Source organism: Providencia sp. PROV175 (assembly GCF_032707045.1).
GTDB lineage: Bacteria > Pseudomonadota > Gammaproteobacteria > Enterobacterales > Enterobacteriaceae > Providencia > Providencia hangzhouensis.
Genome location: NZ_CP120533.1, coordinates 3551446 through 3570370, shown reverse-complemented (window position 1 = coordinate 3570370; position 18925 = coordinate 3551446). Strand labels below are relative to the sequence as shown.

Sequence of the window (18925 nt, the reverse complement as noted above, 5' to 3'; positions counted from 1 at the left end):
ACTTGTGTATGCTCCTAGCGACTCAGTCACTTGTCGCCTAACTGCCCCTGAGTTATTGACAGTAACTCTATGTTATTTTTATCAGAAAGCACGTTGATAAGGCATAATGCCACTTTCTAACATCTTCTGACTACCTAAACTATGATTGTTATTTAGGCCTCTAAGTTCCACATTGATTGACCATTTATTGTCATATTCACTGCTAAACTTCTCTTTTTGCCAACCAACTATCTTACGTTCATAGCCAAGATTGACTGCCCAGCAACAAGTATTGTATTGTAAACCAACCAGTTGGCTCGCAGGTTGCTGTTGTTTGGTATCATAATAATATGAGCCCACAAAACCCCAGCGCTCGCTTAATGGCCAACTCATGACAGCACCCACTTGTGAAATACCGCGTTGGTATTCAGGCAGTGTATAGGTATAGCCACCATTCGCAGTATCTTCACGACGGAAGGTTGCTTGAATATAATCGCGGTCAACGAAACGGTAGTTCAACTGAACTAAACGATCGGCATCTAAACGGTATTCTGCAACCGCATTCCCCATTGTGACATTACCGAGACGGCGGTCATATTGTAACCCACCACGCAAGCCCCAGTTATCATCAATTCGCCACATAGAGTCAGTGGCCCACAATAATGAACCTGTGTTGCTTTTATCATCTATTGGGCGATTTGAATCACCAGCACGTGGGCGTTCAAAGTAATAAATTTGCCCCACAGAGAAGTTAAAGCGCTCAGCTAAAGTATCGTCATAAACACGTGTTGTGACACCTGTGGTGAACTGGTTTGCAGAGGCGATACGGTCAAGGCCACTGTAAATCCGGTCACGGAATAAACCGCTATAGTCTGACTGCAGCAATGAAGAGTCAAAGTTATTGATATTATCTTGATCTTTATACGGAATATACAAATATTGGACACGTGGTTCTAATGTTTGAACGAAATCGCTGCCTTGGAAAAGGTCTCGTTCGAAGACAACTTTTGCATCGCTTTTAAACATGGGTAGAACACGCGTAACATTTTTTTCTAAGCTAGTATCCGTATTCGAGCGAGGAATATCTTGGTCGTAATGAGTCGCATACAATTTGATGCTGTTATTCATATTTGCCCAACCATTAGACAATGGCAGGTTTACTTCTGGCTCAATGTGTAAGCGAGTTGCGTCTGGGTTATTTTTACCCACACTCGTAAAACGAGCAGCTTGTGCGTAAGTATGCACATCAAAGGCACCTAAATTATTTTTATAATAATTGAAGTCCACTTGTGGCTCTGCTTTATAAGCGCGCTTGTTGGGGTTATCCGCAAAAATTTGGAATTGCTTGTGAGTGACTTTCGCATTCCAGTTTGTATCTGAATAACCTGCACTGAATTTTTGCGTAGCGTAGCCATCAGTGGTGCTACCGTACTGGGAACTAAAGTCAGTAAAATAGCTAGGGTCGCTCACTTTGGTATAGTCAGAGCTGAAGTTCCAATGCCCCGCGTAAGTCCCAGAATGGCGCCAGTAGAATAACCAACGGTCATCGCTATCACGATCTTCACGCTTACCACGTTCTTTGTCTTTGATATAAGCACGGTCATGATTTAGAAAATCAAAGGCCACGGTGCCTGTACCTGGAGCAATAAGGTAGCGGAATTCATTATTTAATTTTACACCACGGTGGGTCATAAATTGCGGTGTAATTGTGGCATCGTAGTTTGGTGCAATATTCCAATAATAGGGTAATGAGAACTCTAGCCCATCGTTACTTGAATAACTTCCCGTCGGAATTAAAAAACCTGAACGGCGCTTATTGCCAATCGGTAATTGCATATATGGGCTATAGAAAATAGGCACGTCACCCACTTTAAAGCGCGCATGCCAAATTTCAGCCACTTCTTCTTCGCGGTCGATAATGACTTCAGAGCCCGCGACGCTCCAGCTATTATTACCGGGTAAACAGGTTGTGAATGTACCGTTTTCCATAATAGAGTAACGGTTTTCACCACGCATTTTCATTTTCGTCGCATCACCACGTCCCTGACGGCCTACCATCATGTAGTTACCGTCATTCACATCAGTGTTTTTATTATCTAAGTTAGACCACGCAGAAGGGCCTTTTAAGATAATTTGTGGGTCATCGTAGTGCACATTACCAGTGGCTGTTACTTCACGCACAGGGAGTTCACCCGCTGTTTCTGTTTGGGTGAGTTTAACGTTATCAGCGGTTAATGTTTGGTTCCCTTGTTGAATATCGACATTACCTTCATATTCAACAAAATTAGGGTATTCACCACGGACATCTTCAGCGGTAATGAGAATCGGCAGGTCGTTAGGGTCACCTTTTACAATCGGTTTGGTGTAAACAGGGACACCCAGCATACACTGCTGTGCAAGGTCAGCATGCGCTTGCTGACTATAAATTGCCGCCCATACCATGGTGGCGAGTAGTGTTGGATAGCTTTTTTTCATCATTAAATATGGGGTTCCGTCATCATTGGCATCGCCAGCAAACGCTCAAAGACTAACTTAGCCAACCACTTTGCGCCAGTATAATGTAAGAAACTTTACGCGCGGGTAGTTATGCATAGAGCTGAATGAATAGTATGATAATGCAAAATTGCATTTTGAGCATTGAAGAATTGAGGGATATATGCACTATTGGGGCAAAATTATTGGCGTTATACTCGCAATCGTCTCTGGATTGGGTTTTTGGGGGGCGCTAGTTGGGTTAATTATTGGGCATGGTTTTGATAAAGCATCGATTCAACGTAAATTTGCAGGAAGAATGAATAAGCGAGATCGCCAAATCATTTTCTTTGCGAGCACCTTCCAAATTTTGGGGCATTTAACGAAGTCCAAAGGCCGTGTAACCGAGACAGATATTCAGCTTGCGACTAATTTAATGGACAGAATGCAATTACATGGAGAAACACGAAAAGCGGCTCAACAAGCGTTTAGAGAAGGCAAATCCCCTAACTTTCCATTGCGTGATGTATTAAAGCAATTACGTATGGCCTGTTATGGCCGTTTTGACTTGATTCAGATGTTTCTGGAAATTCAATTACAAGCTGCTTTTGCTGATGGGCAATTACACCCGAACGAACGAAAAGTGTTGTTTATTATTGCCGAAGAGCTCGGTATTTCTAAGGTTCAGTTTGAACAGTTCTTGGATATGATTCAAAGTGGTCGCCAATTTGGCCAAGGTTACTCTCAGCAGCAATCAGGAGGGTATTATCAGCAATCAAATGGCCCAACCCTTGAAGATGCTTGTAAAGTGCTTGGCGTGTCCCCGAGTGATGATCCAACAAAAATTAAGCGTGCCTATCGTAAATTAATGAGCGAACATCATCCAGATAAATTGGTTGCGAAAGGTTTGCCGCCAGAAATGATGGAAATAGCGAAGCAGAAAGCGCAATCAATCCAAGCAGCTTATGACTTAGTTAAGAAGGAGCTCGGCTTCAAATAAATTTCCCCGTCATATTTCGCGCCGCAGCGTTGTTGGCTGCGCTCGCGAACCCTAGTCACATACTACTGTATGCTCCTAGGAATTCGCTCTCTTGCCGCCTAGCTGCATCACGAACTATTTAGGGGAAATCAGGGGAATAATTAAAATGGATTATTTCGCTCCCGTTTTTTGTTGGCTGCGCTCGCGAACCCTAGTTACATAGTTATGTATGTTCTTAGGATAAAAACAAACGGAAAAATAATCAGCGCAAAAACAGAGTGAGTTAATTTCTGCACTGGTAATATTGAAATCTAATCAATCGATTAGAGACCGTTAAAAATCCGGTGGGCAGGTAAAATGCATTGGTGTGCCATATTCAGGATGGGTGATATATAACTCCTGAGCATGTAATTGTAAGCGAGGGGCGAGCGCTTTGGCTTCATCGTGAGCATAGAAGCGATCACCAAGGATAGGGTGGCCTAAAGCTAACATATGGACTCTAAGTTGGTGCGAACGACCCGTAATAGGGGAAAGCTTTACGCGAGTGGCTTGTTTTTCATATTGTAAAACGTGGTACTCGGTTTGTGCCGATTTACCCGTTTCAAAGCACACCTTTTGCTTAGGGCGGTTTGGCCAATCACAAATCAGCGGTAAATCAATCAAACCTTCTTCTTTTTCTAAATGACCCCAAACACGAGCAATATAGACTTTTTTAGGCTCACGCTCCCTAAATTGGCGTTTAAGTTCGCGTTCAGCTTTTTTGTGCAGTGCCACAACCATGACGCCACTTGTCGCCATATCTAACCGATGTACGGATTCAGCGGCGGGAAAATCACGCTGAACACGGCTCATAATGCTGTCATGATGCTCTGGCGCTTTTCCGGGAACAGAGAGTAACCCGCTAGGTTTATTCACCACAATGATGTGATCATCTTGGTAAAGTATATGCAACCAAGGTTCAATAGCAGGTTGGTAGGGTTCCATCATAACGTGTGTAACTCCGAAGCTTTTAAATAATTTCTCCCTCAGATGAGGGAGAAATAAGTGACTATTTTAGTTTACGCTTACTATAATTCAAATTACTAATAATAAGCTATTTGAATGAGCGACAGCGTACTCACAGCAAGTCGGCTACTGATGAGTTACCACAACTAAACGAATCGCATCTAGTCGCCATGTAGCTTGGTCGATATTAGTCATCAGTTGTTGGCGTTCTTCCTCAATAATATCAAGTTCTTCATCACGGATATTTGGGTTGACCGCTTTTAGTGCTTCTAAACGAGAAAGCTCCAACGTTAGCGCCTTATCAGCCGCTTCTTTTGCATTCTCTATCAATGCTTTGGCTTCTTTTTCGATCATTGGCTCAGATAAGCGTAATACCGAATGAACCTCATTTTGTACTGCATTGACCAGTTTGCTTGCCATATGGCGGTTAATGGCATTTAATTGGCGGTTAAAACTTTCAAACTCAACTTGAGATGATAAGTTATTACCTTTTAAATCAATTAATAAGCGTACCGGAGTTGCGGGTAAGAAACGGCTAATTTGCAGGTTCTTAGGTGCTTGAGCTTCCACAACGTAAATCAGTTCAGTCAATAAGGTGCCAACAGGCAGCGCTTTGTTTTTCAATAAAGAAACCGCACAGCTGCCGGTATCGCCAGATAGCACTAAATCTAAACCATTACGAATAATAGGGTGCTCCCAGCTGATAAACTGCGTATCTTCACGAGAAAGTGCTTGCTCTCTATCAAACGTGATGGTGCAACCATCTTGAGGAAGCCCTGGGAAATCAGGGACTAACATATGGTCTGAAGGCGTTAGGATAATCAAGTTATCACTTTTATCTTCTTGATTAATACCCACGATATCAAAAAGATTGAGTGCAAAGTTAACCAATTCGGTATCGTTATCACCTTCACCAATTTCTTCAGCCAACAGATTGCCAGACTCGCCACCGTTTGAATGCATTTCAAGCAAACGGTCACGGCCTTGTTCCAATTGTAATTTCAAGCTGTCATGCTCTGCACGGCAGGTTTTAATAAAATCATCAAAACCTTCTGTGACTGTCGGTTCAGCCATAAATTGCAGTAATGGTTGGTAGTATTTATCGTAGATAGCTCGGCCTGTTGGGCAGGTATGTTCAAAGGCATCTAAGCCTTCGTGATACCAGCGGATCAACACAGATTGTGCGGTATTTTCTAAATAAGGCACATGAATGCTGATATCACGGCTTTGTCCAATACGGTCTAAACGGCCGATACGTTGCTCGAGTAAGTCTGGATTAAACGGCAGGTCGAACATCACCAACTGGTTAGCAAATTGGAAGTTGCGCCCTTCAGAACCGATTTCAGAACATAATAGAACCTGCGCGCCTTCTTCTTGAGAGGCGAAATAGGCAGCAGCTCGGTCACGTTCTAATAACGATAACCCTTCGTGGAACACGGCAGCACGAATCGCTTCGCGTTCACGTAACACTTGCTCCAATTGTAGTGCAGTTGCGGCTTTCGCGCAGATCACTAACACTTTTTCATGGCGGTTTGCGGTCAAAAAGCCCATTAACCACTCAACCCGCGGGTCAAAGTTCCACCACGTGGCGTTTTCACCTTCGAACTCTTGGTAAATTTGCTCAGGGTAGAGCATTTCTTTTGCACGTGTTTCAACGTCTTTTTTACTGCCCATAATACCAGCCACTTTAATTGCGGTTTGGTATTGGGTGGGCAATGGCATTTTTAACGAATGCAATTCACGACGAGGGAAGCCTTTGACGCCATTTCGGGTATTTCTGAACAACAGGCGGCTAGTACCATGGCGGTCCATTAACATGTTGATCAGCTCTTGACGCGCGGCATTGCCATCTTCACCTTCAAGGTTTGCAGCCTTTAGCAGTGGTTCGATATCTTGTTCTTTGATTAATTCGTTAAGTAAATTTTGCTGGTCATTAGTCAGTTTGTCACCCGACAGCAACAGTGAAACCGCATCAGCAACAGGACGGTAGTTTTCTTGCTCAGCAATAAAGTCTTGGTAATCATGAAAACGGCTAGGGTCAAGTAAACGCAGGCGAGCGAAGTGGCTTTCTTGGCCAAGTTGCTCTGGTGTTGCCGTTAATAGCAAAATAGAAGGAATATTTTCAGCTAATGTTTCAATAACTTGATATTCACGGCTCGGGGCGGTCTCACTCCACTGTAAGTGATGAGCTTCGTCGACGACCATCATATCCCAGCCCGCTTCAACTAATTGGTCAAAACGCTGCTTGTTACGACGGACGAAATCCAGTGAACACAGAACGAGTTGTTCTGTTTCAAATGGGTTATCACTATCATGCTGTGCTTCACTGTAACGGCTATCATCAAACAAAGAAAAACGCAGATTAAAGCGGCGTAGCATCTCAACCAGCCATTGGTGCTGTAAGCTATCAGGAACAATAACTAAGACGCGCTCTGCACGGCCTGCCATTAATTGCTGGTGGATAATCATCCCCGCTTCAATGGTTTTACCTAAGCCGACTTCGTCAGCGAGTAATACGCGCGGATGGTGGCGTTTTCCCACTTCATTGGCAATATGTAATTGGTGTGGGATCAGGCTTGCACGAATACCGCGTAGGCCTGTCGCTTGATGTTTGACTTGCTCGCTTTGGAATTTGCGCGCACGGAAGCGTAAAGCGAAACGGTCCATACGGTCAATTTGCCCAGCAAATAGACGATCTTGCGGCTTATTGAATGTGAGCTTGCTGTCGAGGAACACTTCTCTAAGGCTCACACCGGTTTCTTGCGTATCTAAACGTGTGCCGATGTAAGTCAATAATCCTTTATCTTCTTCAATGCTTTCAACTTGAAGTTGCCAGCCTTCGTGGCTGGTAATGGTATCACCTTCATTAAACATCACTCGGGTAATAGGGGCATCACTGCTAGAGTAAAGGCGGTTTTCGCCACTAGCAGGAAAAAGCAACGTTACCATTCGGGCATCAATTGCCACGACGGCACCTAATCCAAGTTCGCTTTCTGTATCGCTGATCCAGCGTTGACCAAGAGTAAATGGCATAGATTTAACTTAATTCCATAAAATTGAGAGTTTATTTTTTAGATTTTTTAAGACAATTTTTATCAGTGTCTTCGCCCAGTGTTGGTGTAGCTCATTAATAGTTACACAAGGAAGAGTTCGAATTATTTTAAAAATAGTCGTTACCTGATGATTAATTATACACATTTAATTATTCAAATTGCAGCAAAGTGAGCACTAAGGCGTTTGCTGGGCTTGTGGCCGAGACAATGAGTCAGTCTATTTGAATTATAATGAGTATTGTTGATTATCACGCATAATTTGTGTAGCCAGACGTGCGAGATACCAAAGGGGCGATATATTAATTCAACCGAAGGCTATCGTCACCTGTTAAAAAAACATCAAAGGTAGAATAAATTTTAAAACAACAGGGTAATTTGCCCAGTTAGCAGGGTATCAAAGTCATCTTGTAAGAAAGGCAAGATAGCATCTGCTATTGGTTTGATTTGCTTGGAAATATAATGTTCGTAATCCGGTTTTGCCGTGATGATTTCCAGCGGTTCAGGCCCTGCCTGAGTGATAATATAGTTTATCCAACCACCATTTTGATATTGCAAAGGGCGCTGTAATTTTAAATTATAGCCATCAGCGGTACGAGCAGCTCGAACATGCGGAGGAACATTTTTTTGGTAATCAGTCAATTTTCGGCGCAGACGCTTACGATAAACTAAACGGTCATCATATTGGCCCGAACGAATATTTTGGACATACTCACGAATATATTCACGGTAAGGTTGGTGATAAAAAATACGAGTATAGAGCTCTTTTTGGAATATTTGAGCTAATGGTGTCCAGTCTGAACGAATGGTTTCCAGCCCTCTAAATACCATGGTGTCTTTACTCAATCCTGCATAGCGCTTTTTGCTCCCCATTTCGGCACCACGTACGGTGGGCATCAAAAATCGGCGGTAATGGGTTTCATACTCGAGCTCTAAAACACCTTCTAATTGCCATTCTTCTGCTAAATGTTTTTTCCACCAACTATTTACGTAATCACGTAAAGCAAAGCCAATTTTTTGTGCTTGTTCTTCATTGTGGGCATCACGTAACCATACAAACGTGGAGTCGGTATCTCCATAAATAACTTGGTAACCCTGTGACTCAATCAAGCGTTTGGTTGTACGCATAATTTCATGGCCACGCATGGTGATTGATGCGGTCAGTCTTGGGTCAAAAAAACGGCATCCTTCAGCTCCTAATACTCCAGCAAATGCGTTCATAATAATTTTTAGCGCTTGGGATAGTGGTGCATTATGCTCTTTTTTGGCTTTATCCCGCTCTTGCCAGATATGGCTGACAATATCGGGTAAACAGTGGGTTGTGCGAGAAAACCAAGCTTGGCGAAAACCGGGAACAGAATGTTCAAGGTCTGGATGCGCTAATCCTTCAATCATACCCGCCGGATCGATGAGAAAAGTTCTAATAATTGAAGGATATAGGCTTTTGTAATCCAAAACTAATACGGAGTCATATAGCCCGGGTTGAGAGTCCATGACAAAGCCACCGGGGTTGAGTTGCATTTTTTGCTCTGTGAGGTTTGGCGCAACGAAACCAAGGCGGTGCAATCGTGGGATATATAAATGAGAAAATGCGGCAACTGAGCCCCCCATTCGATCGACAGGCAACCCTGTCACCGTTGAACGCTCCTGCAAAAACGCCATTAAATCAGTTTTTTCAAAGATCCGATGAACTAAAATACAGTCTTGAATATTGTAATGTGCCAACGCGGGTTTATCGTGAGCAAAGCGGCGGTTGATTTCATCCATTCGGTCATAAGGGGTATCAATCGCTTTACCTTCGCCAAGGAGTTCTTGAGCGACAAACTCTAAACTAAATGATGAAAAACTCCATGTTGCTGCTTTTAATGCATCAATACCATCAATAATTAACCGGCCTTCAGCAGCGGCAAAAAATACCCCTTGCTTAAAGCCATGCTCTCGCCACTCCAATTTTTTGTTTTGTCGACCAAACAATAATGGGATGCCATAACGCTCAGCATGCTTTTGTAATACTTGTAAGTCGAATTGGATTAGGTTCCAACCAATGATGGCATCAGGGTCGTATTGGTGAAGCCATTCATTGAGCTTATGAAGTAATTGCGGGCGGCTATTCACATAGATTAAGCGATGTTCAGAGCTCAATGCAGGCCCTTGTTCTGACCCTAACATAAATACCACATTGTCACCACAACCAGACAGCCCTATAGAATAGAGTTCACCATGTTGGCTGGTTTCGATATCAAGGGAAACAGCTTTGACTAGGGGACGGTAGCCTTCACAAGGTTTTAGTTGAAATTCTCCTTGCTGATTTTGAGAAAACCAGACAGAGGCCGCGATAAAGCGTTCCATTAGATACCGTTCACTTGGGCGAATATCTGTTTCTAATAATTCGACACCCAATTCGTTGCAGCTTTTTTCAAGATTCTGTAATTGTCGATATTGCTGGCAATAAATCGCATAGACCTTTTCACGTTTAAAATCAATTAATTCAAGAAGCCGATAGGTAATATTGGGTTGTTCATCTAATAGGTGTTTTACTCGAGGAAATTGAGATTCAGCTAAAAAACCAATCGCTTTTTGATATGGAACAGTGACCTTTTGTGGTTGGTTATCAGTGAGTAGCCAATAAGAGACCTCGACACCGTGACGGGTGTCTCTCCAGTGCCGGCTAAGAATAAAGCCTCTTTCCGCTGGGGCGATGAGTTGGGTCATTAGGCTACTCGCATAAAAATAGTTAGGATAAATATACGCGAATAGTGTGAATTTATACAGTGCTAATTATTGGAAACGCTTGTGATACTCAGTAAAGCAGACGCAGCGCTTTGTCCCTGTAATAGGTAGTGAGTATCACCATCGTAGGCAATATTCCCTTCTGCAATAACCAGTGTCCGCGGGGCAATTTGTAAAGCATCATCAACATTATGCGAAATCATTAACAATGTGATTGATTTTTCTGCACAAATTTCCCTGAGTAATAGTAGCATTTCTCGGCGTAATGCAGGGTCGAGAGCAGAAAAGGGTTCATCGAGCAGTAAAATCGGTTGATTACGGATCATGCAGCGTGCTAATGCCGCACGTTGCCGTTGCCCCCCCGACAGTTGCGCCGGTAACCTATCTAAACATTCACTCAGGCTGACACGACTCGCCATTTGCTCAACTTGCTGAATTTGCGTTTTATTGAGGCGCAAATTGGGTTGTAACCCAAGGCCAATATTTTGCCGGATCGTCAGGTGTGAAAATAAATTATTTTCTTGAAATAGCATAGAAACAGGGCGCTTAGCGGGTGGGCTAAAGGTATGGTCTTCGCCATTAAGCTCAATCGTACCATTATTGGGGAATTGAAAGCCGCTAATCAAACTTAATAGCGTACTTTTCCCTGCACCACTAGGCCCCATAACGGCCACAGACTCACCGGACTGAACAGAAAAATCAAATGACATTGTCAGGTTGTCGTATTGGTAATCTAGCTGAGTCAATTTAATCATGATGTTTTCCTGAAATACGTTCAATCAAGCTGAATAAGCAAAAGCAAAGTAATAACAATAGCATGGCCGTAACAGCCCCATCGTTCGACCGATAAGCCCCTATTTGCTGATAAAGATAATAAGGGAGCGTGCGGAAGTTATCATTGCCAAATAACGCGACGACACCAAAATCACCAATTGAGATAACACAGGCAAATGCGAGCGCTTGGGCGATTGGTTTACGCAGTGCTTTAAGTTCAATAATTCGAAAGCGATTAAAACCCGAAATATCGAGTGATTGGCACAATGGGTTATAGCGCTCAGCGCTGTCTCGCATTGGGTTTTCTAATACTTTTAACGCATAGGGGATAGCTAACAAAGCGTTAGTCATGATAACTAATGGGTAAGGGGATTCAGGTAAGCCTACCGTTTCATTAAAAAAGATAAAAAAACCTGTCGCGAGGACGATACCCGGCATGGCTAAAATAATTAACCCGCTAAGCTCTATGGCTTGCCCTAAACGAGCTGCTTGGCGTAAGCGCAATTCGCGGCTGCTCCATAACAACATTAAGGTTAGTACCACACAGACAGCGCCAGCACACAGTGCAATAAACACTGAGGTTGCCGTGGCTTGCCATAAGGCGGGTTGCTGCAATACCGCCCAAAGTTGCCCATTTAACCCATCGAAAATAACCGCGAATAGTGGGGGAAGTAGCAATAACATGGCAGCGATAATGAGCAGCAGGTCACGAATACGACGAAATGCGTTATCAGCGGGGTCAACCCATTGTGCTTGGTGGCTAAAACCTACTGAAAATACACTATTTACTTTGTGGCAGATAAACATTAAACCGACACAGAAGAACAGCTGAATTAATGCTAAAATAGTGGCTCGCCCTAAATCAAAATCATAGTTAAGAGCTTGGTAAATAGCCAATTCGATAGTGGTTGCTGCAGGACCGCCTCCCAGAGCGAGCACAGTCGCAAAGCTGGCAAAGCACAGCATAAAAATTAACGCAGCAGTAGGTAATATTTGCCGCCGTAAATAAGGCCATTCTAAAATAGTAAATTGCTGCCACTCATTGAACCTCAGTTGTGCTGCAATTTGTCTCTGCTCAATAGCGATATTTTCTAAAGACTGTAATAGCATACGAGTCGCTAGTGGCATATTAAAGAAAACATGTGCTAGCAAAATGCCTTTTAGGCCATAAGGTGAAAAGCTGTAATTAAATCCCAGTAATTGACAAAGTTTAGCCAGCCAACCCGTTTGCCCGTAAACTGATAAAATACCAAATACGGCAACTAACACCGGAAGAACCAACGTCATTGCACATAAGCGTAAAAATAGGGTTCGCCCAAAAAAACGACGGCGGTGTAGTGCTCTTGCAAGAAAAATAGCAGGGATTACAGAAAAAATAGCGGATAAAAAAGCCTGCCAGAAAGTAAAGCCAATCACATGCCACAAATAGCTATCGCTAATAATGTCAGTCATTGAAATTTCAGGTGCAAAAAACCACAGTGCACCAAAACTAATAAGTGCAACCGTAATCAGTAATCCGGAGGCCAACGCCCCCGGTAGTAGAGACAAATTAATTAGCGACTGACGGCGGTTTGCCATAAACGAGTCCAATTTTGGCGTTCTTTGGCCACTTTTTGAGAACTAAATTGTAAGGCTTTTTCAGGTAGAGGTAACTGGTTGTATACCTCAGGTAAGGGAATATCAATGACCGGATACATCCAGTTTGTTGTTGGCAAGGTATTTTGGAATTCAGGCGTTAAGACAAACTGCAAGAACTGTTTGGCAAGCTCCGGCTGTGGGCTATTTTTCAGCCTTGCTGCCACCTCAACTTGCATATAGTGACCCTCATTAAATAATGCCGCAGCATAGTTATCTTTTTGGTCATTAAGCATTTGATAACCCGGCGATGAGGTATAACTGAGTACAAAATCACCTTCTCCTTTTAAGAACAGGCCATAAGCTTCACTCCAACCTTTAGTTACGGTAAGTGTTTTGCCTGCCATTTTTTGCCATGCATCCGCAGACTTGTCGCCATACAGTTTTTCAATCCATAGCATTAAGCCAAGTCCGGGCGTACTGGTTCGAGGATCTTGGTAAATAATTTTCCAATTATTTTCACTATTTAATAATGCATCCATACTTGTTGGTGGTTGTTTAATTTTATTAGTGTCATATATAAATGCGAAGTAACCATAGTCATAAGGAATGAAGGTTGAGCTATCCCACGAAATAGGCAGCTTCAATGCACTGGTATTAATGTCGGCAGGAGCAAACAGGCCTGTTTTTTCAGCAGAATCTAATAAATTATTATCTAACCCTAAAATCACATCTGCTTTGCTTTTTTTTCCTTCCATTCTGAGTCTGTTTAGCAGGGCTACACCATCCCCCAGCGCCACTATTTTTAATTCACAATCGCACTGCGCTTCGAAATTTTTTTTAATTTGTGGTCCTGGACCCCACTCTGCGGCAAAGGAATCGTAGGTATAAACAGTAAGCGTTGGTTTATCCGCCCATGCTAATTGACTTAAACTGAGTGCACCAAAGGTAAAGAACGATGCTATAATTTTGTTTTTAAACATGCTTTTTCCTGCGCTAAAAGATAGTGACACAGGATTTGAGGAGGAACCGGTGCAGATATGCAGGCGGTGGCTCAAATCCCTACGCCGGTATTAACCGGATCAGGTTCTACGGGTTATTTCTCAGCCTAAATAAATTCGGCACCCCGTTGAGATGTTCACTATTGTAGTGACTTCAGGCATATCTGCAAACTGTATTGATATAGGTTTACCAGTTTAGGTATGTGTGAAACAATTAGGCATCTTTCAAATTTGGTTATTGAGGTAGTCTGTGATTGATGATGATGGCTACCGCCCGAATGTAGGAATTGTAATTTGTAATCGGCAAGGGCAAGTTTTATGGGCCCGCCGCTATGGTCAACACTCATGGCAGTTTCCTCAAGGAGGCATCAATCCTGGGGAATCGCCGGAACAGGCGATGTATCGTGAGCTATACGAAGAAGTCGGGCTACAGCGTAAGGATGTCAGGTTATTAGCATCTACCCGTAATTGGTTACGTTACAAATTACCCAAGCGTTTGGTGCGTTGGGATACAAAACCTGTTTGTATTGGGCAGAAACAGCGTTGGTTTTTACTTCAACTTCAATGCAATGATGCCGATATAAACGTGCAGCGCAGTAAATCGCCAGAATTTGATGGCTGGCGATGGGTCAGTTATTGGTATCCTGTTAGGCAGGTGGTTTCTTTCAAACGTGAAGTTTATCGGCGTGTCATGAAAGAATTCGCTCCCGTAGTTATGCCTTTACAGGAACAAAAATTACCACAACGGCCCTCTTTTAATAACCGTAGGCGTGGAGCAAAGTAGCCTATGTTGACGCGTTTACGTGAAATTGTCGAAAAAGTTGCAATGGCGACAAGTTTGACTGATGCGCTAGAAGTGTTGGTGAATGAGACCTGCAAAGCAATGAGAACAGACGTTTGTTCCATTTATTTAGCTGATCACCCTCGCCAATGCTATTACTTAATGGCAACCCGCGGGTTAAAAAAACCTAGCGGGATTGCTATTCGTCTAGGTTTTGATGAAGGTGTCGTAGGGGCCGTAGGGCGCCAGTCTGAGATGCTCAATCTAGCCGATATTCGTGAACACCCTCAATATAAATTCCTGCCTCAGCTTAAAGAAGAACAATTAAAAGCTTTCTTAGGTGTTCCCGTGGTATACCGTCGCCAATTATTAGGCGTGCTGGTCGTACAGCAACGGGAAAAACGGCTATTTAATGAAACCGAAGAATCTTTCATGGTAACGCTGTCGATGCAACTCGCCGTGATTTTGTCGCAAGCACAAGCAAAAGGTATTTTTGGGCAATATAGGCAAAATAGAATTAAAGCGATTCCTGTATCACAAGGAATTGCAATGGCTTATGGATGGCAAGATAGTTCCCAACCTTCTTTAGATAGTATTTTTCAAGCAAGCGCTATTGATATCGACAAAGAAAAACAACGCCTTGTCGCCGCCCTCGAAAGTGCTACAGCGGAATGTCGTCGTATTAGTAAACGTTTTATGGCGAGCTCGGCAAAAGAAAGTGCGGCGATATTTGATCTCTATAATCATTTACTGAGTGACCCGCAGCTAAAAAAACATCTGTTTGCCGCCATCAATGATAACGCAACTGCTGAATGGGCAGTTAAAACAGTTATTGAAAATTATGTAGAGCAGTTTTCTCGCCTGCGTGACCTTTATTTAAGGGAAAGAGGGGCAGATTTAAAAGCATTAGGTCAACGCTTATTATTTCATCTTGATGATTCACTTACCGCAAATGAGCAATGGCCAGAACGTTTTATTTTAGTTGCTGATGAATTAAGTGCTAGTGTATTGGCGGAGTTACCTATTGAGCAACTTGCTGGTGTGGTCGTGCGTGACGGAGCAACGCATTCTCATTCCGCTATCTTAATCAGAGCTATGGGAATTCCTGCAATTATGGGCGCGGATATTGAGCCTTCGTTATTACATAACCGCCATTTAATATTGGATGGTTACCGTGGTGAGCTCTTTATTGAACCTGAAAATTTAATTGTTCAGGAATACCAGCAAATCATTGAAGAAGAAAATGTTATTAGTCGCTTAGCGGAAGGAACTCTTGAACAAGATGCAACACTTAAAGGCGGCGAACACGTTCATATTTACCTTAATGCAGGTTTAAGTCCGCGCTACGAGCAACAGATTAACACAGGGATTGACGGCGTTGGCCTGTATCGTACTGAACTGCCTTTTATGTTGCACAATGGTTTTCCCTCGGAAGATGAGCAAAAACAACTCTATAAAGAAGTTTTACAACTTTTCCCTACCAAGCCTGTAGTGTTAAGAACCCTTGATATAGGGGCGGACAAACAGTTGCCATACATGCCAATTAGCGAAGAAAACCCAAGCTTAGGCTGGCGCGGTATTCGCATCATGCTGGACCAGCCCGAGATTTTTTTAATCCAGCTAAGGGCTATGTTACGGGCGAATATGTTTTCAGGTAATTTACGTATTTTATTACCGATGGTGACCAGTGTTAATGAGATAGACGAAGCAATTTTGCTGATAAAAAGAGCAAGGAACGAAGTGAGTTTTTTATTAAAAATGCCAGTTGAGATGCCCCAAATTGGTATTATGCTTGAAGTTCCTTCTTTGCTATTTCTATTACCGGAAATAAAAAAACGCGTTGATTTTATCTCTATCGGGACTAATGACTTTACACAATATTTACTTGCTGTTGACCGTAATAACACCCATGTAGCGGCGCTATATGATAATCTTCATCCCTCAATTGTGCGCTTTTTAGCAAAAGTAAGTGAAGAGTGCCAACGCCTTCAACTCCCTGTAAGTGTTTGTGGGGAAATGGCAGGGCAGCCACTCAGCGCAATGGTATTAATTGCTCTAGGATATCGCTCCTTAAGTATGAGTGGGCGTAGTGTTCCTCGCATGAAATATTTAATCCGCCAGCTTGACCCTGCCTTGATGTCGCAGTTAGTACCTAAGTTATTGGCTGCGGAAACGAGTGATAGTGTCAGGCTAGAGGCGAGTGAATTTATGGAACAACACCATTTAGGCGGTTTTGTACGTGGTGGGATTTAACTTACAACAAGATGTAAGTATTTAATTTGGTTTAGTTTGAAAAATATCAAGTATAAATGACTATACTTTTTGTTGTATGCTTCAGGGGCTTCACAAATTGAAGCCTGTTGAATACGTAATAGTCGACGAGTAGTTGGCTTAATGATTAAAAAGTGGGGAACAATGAGTAACAACTACTTAGCATTTCCGGAAATAGATCCTGTTATGTTCTCGATTGGGCCAGTATCGTTACACTGGTATGGCTTTATGTACCTTGTTGGCTTTGTTTTTGCCCTTTGGCTAGCAGGGCGTCGCGCTGCAAAACCCAATAGTGGCTGGACAAAAAACGAAGTAGAAAACTTGCTGTATGTTGGCTTTGTTGGCGTATTTGTCGGTGGTCGGTTAGGTTACGTTTTCTTTTATAATCTCCCTGTTTTTCTTGATGATCCTTTATATCTATTTAAGGTTTGGGATGGTGGCATGTCCTTCCATGGCGGCCTAATCGGTGTGATATGTGCCATGATGTGGTTTGCTCACCGTACTCGCCGTCGTTTCCTGCAAGTATCTGACTTTGTTGCACCATTGATCCCATTTGGCTTAGGCATGGGCCGTATTGGGAACTTTATTAATGGGGAGCTATGGGGACGAGTAACACTCGATACGCCATGGGCATTTTTATTCCCACATTCACGCAGTGAAGATATTCAACTTGCCGCACAGGACCCTTCGTTATTACCCATATTAGAGCAGTATGGTGTGCTACCAAGACACCCATCACAGCTTTATGAAATGTTCTTAGAGGGAATTGTTCTGTTCCTTATTTTGAACTTATTTGTGCGTAAACCTCGTCCAATGGGGAGTGTTTCTGGGTTATTCTTGATTGGTTATGGTGCATTTAGGATTATTGTTGAATTCTTTAGGCAACCAGACGCACAGCTTGGTTTATTTGGTGGTATTAGTATGGGACAAATTCTATCAATTCCGATGATTATTATTGGAGTTCTGATGATTGTTTGGGCTTACAAATATGGCAAAAATGTGCCAGCCCAGAAGCCACTAAAAGAGCCAAAAAAGAGTTAATAAGTACAATTATTGGGGCTAACTTAGTCTGTTGAATATAACTATTTTGTAAATAAAGCAATGAAGTACAACAAGACAAAGGTTAGCCACTTAAGTTATTTTTTTAAAAGAGAGTCTCTATGAAGCCGTATCTTGATTTATGCCAACGTATTATTGATGAAGGGCAATGGGTTGAGAATAAACGAACAGGTGTTCGTTGTTTAACCGTTATTAACGCTGACCTTGAATATGATGTGGGCAATAATCAATTCCCCTTGATTACGACTCGTAAAAGCTTTTATAAAGCGGCGATAGCTGAGCTTCTTGGTTATCTACGTGGCTACGACAATGCGGCTCAATTTCGTGAAATTGGTTGTAATACATGGAATGCCAATGCAAATGAGAACCAAGCATGGCTGAATAACCCTTATCGCAAAGGTGAGGATGATATGGGCCGCGTATATGGTGTTCAAGGGCGCTCATGGCAACGCCCAGATGGAACACATTTAGATCAGCTGAAAAAAGTCGTCAATAACTTAAAAAATGGAATTGATGACCGCGCAGAAATTATCACTTTCTATAACCCTGGTGAATTTGAAATGGGTTGCTTGCGTCCCTGCATGCATACTCATACTTTTTCATTGTTAGGTGATACCTTACATTTAACATCTTACCAACGTAGCTGTGATGTACCGCTCGGTTTAAATTTCAACCAAGTACAATGCTTTGTTTTACTCGCTCTAATGGCTCGTATTACAGGGCATAAAGCAGGTAAGGCTTACCATAAAATTGTGAATGCACATATTTATGAAAACCAACTGACTTTAATGCGTGATGTCCAACTAAAACGTGAGCCGTTTGCTTCCCCTTCATTGTTTATTAACCCCAAAATTCAGTCATTAGAAGACCTCGAAACATGGGTGACTTCGGATGATTTTGCTCTCGAAGGGTACCAGTGCCATGAGGCTATCAAATATCCGTTTACTGTTTGATTAGCGAATAAATTGTTTACTAAGATGGTTTTATCGAAAAGCCATCTTAGTATTGTGTTTTTACATTTCATCAACCTCCCTCCTTTATCTATCCCATCTTTCTTAATGAATTTTATCTTGGTTCATAATTAATTTACTTTCTTGCATTTATTTTGAATTAACTATTTCTTTGCGAAGCAGCTCGCAAATTGACTTGTATTGTTATGCATTTATTTATTTTGTTGCGAAGCGTTATGCAGTTTGTAATGACAAACCTCGCTAGACAGATTTTTTTTGGCAATCTCTGTCTTGCATAT

Annotated in this window: 12 protein-coding genes and 1 riboswitch; of the genes, 5 read left to right on the top strand and 7 right to left on the bottom strand. The window is 42.5% G+C overall.

Going from position 1 to position 18925, the window contains the following annotated elements; genetic code table 11:
- Positions 1 to 81: 81 nt before the first annotated feature.
- Positions 82 to 2454 (bottom strand): LPS assembly protein LptD, encoded by a 2373-nt coding sequence (lptD, locus tag P3L44_RS16195; RefSeq protein WP_272661646.1) that lies wholly within the window; start codon positions 2452 to 2454, stop codon positions 82 to 84.
- A gap of 181 nt (positions 2455 to 2635) precedes the next feature.
- On the opposite strand from lptD, the gene djlA reads away from it, so the two are divergent.
- Positions 2636 to 3451 (top strand): co-chaperone DjlA, encoded by an 816-nt coding sequence (djlA, locus tag P3L44_RS16190; protein ID WP_004908636.1) that lies wholly within the window; start codon positions 2636 to 2638, stop codon positions 3449 to 3451.
- Between the two features lie 312 nt (positions 3452 to 3763).
- Here djlA and rluA read toward each other — a convergent pair whose 3' ends face one another.
- The 6 genes from rluA to thiB form a co-directional block, all read right to left on the bottom strand.
- The gene (gene rluA / locus P3L44_RS16185; protein WP_272661614.1) at positions 3764 to 4417 is read right to left on the bottom strand and encodes a bifunctional tRNA pseudouridine(32) synthase/23S rRNA pseudouridine(746) synthase RluA; all 654 of its coding nucleotides are present in this window, start codon (positions 4415 to 4417) and stop codon (positions 3764 to 3766) included.
- 144 nt (positions 4418 to 4561) lie between these two features.
- Positions 4562 to 7468: an RNA polymerase-associated protein RapA gene (gene rapA, locus P3L44_RS16180; RefSeq protein ID WP_110591267.1), complete on the bottom strand. Its 2907-nt coding sequence runs from the start codon at positions 7466 to 7468 to the stop codon at positions 4562 to 4564.
- A 377-nt stretch (positions 7469 to 7845) separates the two neighbouring features.
- The gene (locus P3L44_RS16175) at positions 7846 to 10197 is read right to left on the bottom strand and encodes a DNA polymerase II (RefSeq protein WP_272661615.1); all 2352 of its coding nucleotides are present in this window, start codon (positions 10195 to 10197) and stop codon (positions 7846 to 7848) included.
- 62 nt (positions 10198 to 10259) lie between these two features.
- Positions 10260 to 10970, bottom strand: coding sequence for a thiamine ABC transporter ATP-binding protein ThiQ (gene thiQ / locus P3L44_RS16170; protein ID WP_272661616.1), 711 nt, complete (start codon positions 10968 to 10970; stop codon positions 10260 to 10262).
- Positions 10963 to 12567 (bottom strand): thiamine/thiamine pyrophosphate ABC transporter permease ThiP, encoded by a 1605-nt coding sequence (gene thiP / locus P3L44_RS16165; RefSeq protein ID WP_272661617.1) that lies wholly within the window; start codon positions 12565 to 12567, stop codon positions 10963 to 10965. Before thiP ends, thiQ begins: the two co-directional genes overlap by 8 nt.
- Positions 12543 to 13547, bottom strand: a complete 1005-nt coding sequence (thiB, locus tag P3L44_RS16160; RefSeq protein WP_272661618.1) for a thiamine ABC transporter substrate binding subunit — start codon at positions 13545 to 13547, stop codon at positions 12543 to 12545. Before thiB ends, thiP begins: the two co-directional genes overlap by 25 nt.
- A gap of 58 nt (positions 13548 to 13605) precedes the next feature.
- A riboswitch (TPP riboswitch) is annotated at positions 13606 to 13703 on the bottom strand.
- A gap of 112 nt (positions 13704 to 13815) precedes the next feature.
- Between thiB and rppH the strand changes: the two genes are divergently transcribed.
- The 4 genes from rppH to P3L44_RS16140 all read left to right on the top strand — a co-directional run bounded on the left by rppH (position 13816) and on the right by P3L44_RS16140 (position 18629).
- Entirely contained in the window at positions 13816 to 14349 is a 534-nt protein-coding gene (rppH, locus tag P3L44_RS16155; RefSeq protein ID WP_004257639.1) for an RNA pyrophosphohydrolase, read from the top strand.
- A gap of 3 nt (positions 14350 to 14352) precedes the next feature.
- Entirely contained in the window at positions 14353 to 16599 is a 2247-nt protein-coding gene (gene ptsP / locus P3L44_RS16150) for a phosphoenolpyruvate--protein phosphotransferase (RefSeq protein ID WP_272661619.1), read from the top strand.
- A 162-nt stretch (positions 16600 to 16761) separates the two neighbouring features.
- The gene (lgt, locus tag P3L44_RS16145) at positions 16762 to 17658 is read left to right on the top strand and encodes a prolipoprotein diacylglyceryl transferase (protein WP_272661620.1); all 897 of its coding nucleotides are present in this window, start codon (positions 16762 to 16764) and stop codon (positions 17656 to 17658) included.
- A 119-nt stretch (positions 17659 to 17777) separates the two neighbouring features.
- The gene (locus P3L44_RS16140; RefSeq protein WP_140171590.1) at positions 17778 to 18629 is read left to right on the top strand and encodes a thymidylate synthase; all 852 of its coding nucleotides are present in this window, start codon (positions 17778 to 17780) and stop codon (positions 18627 to 18629) included.
- The last annotated feature ends 296 nt before the right edge of the window (positions 18630 to 18925 follow it).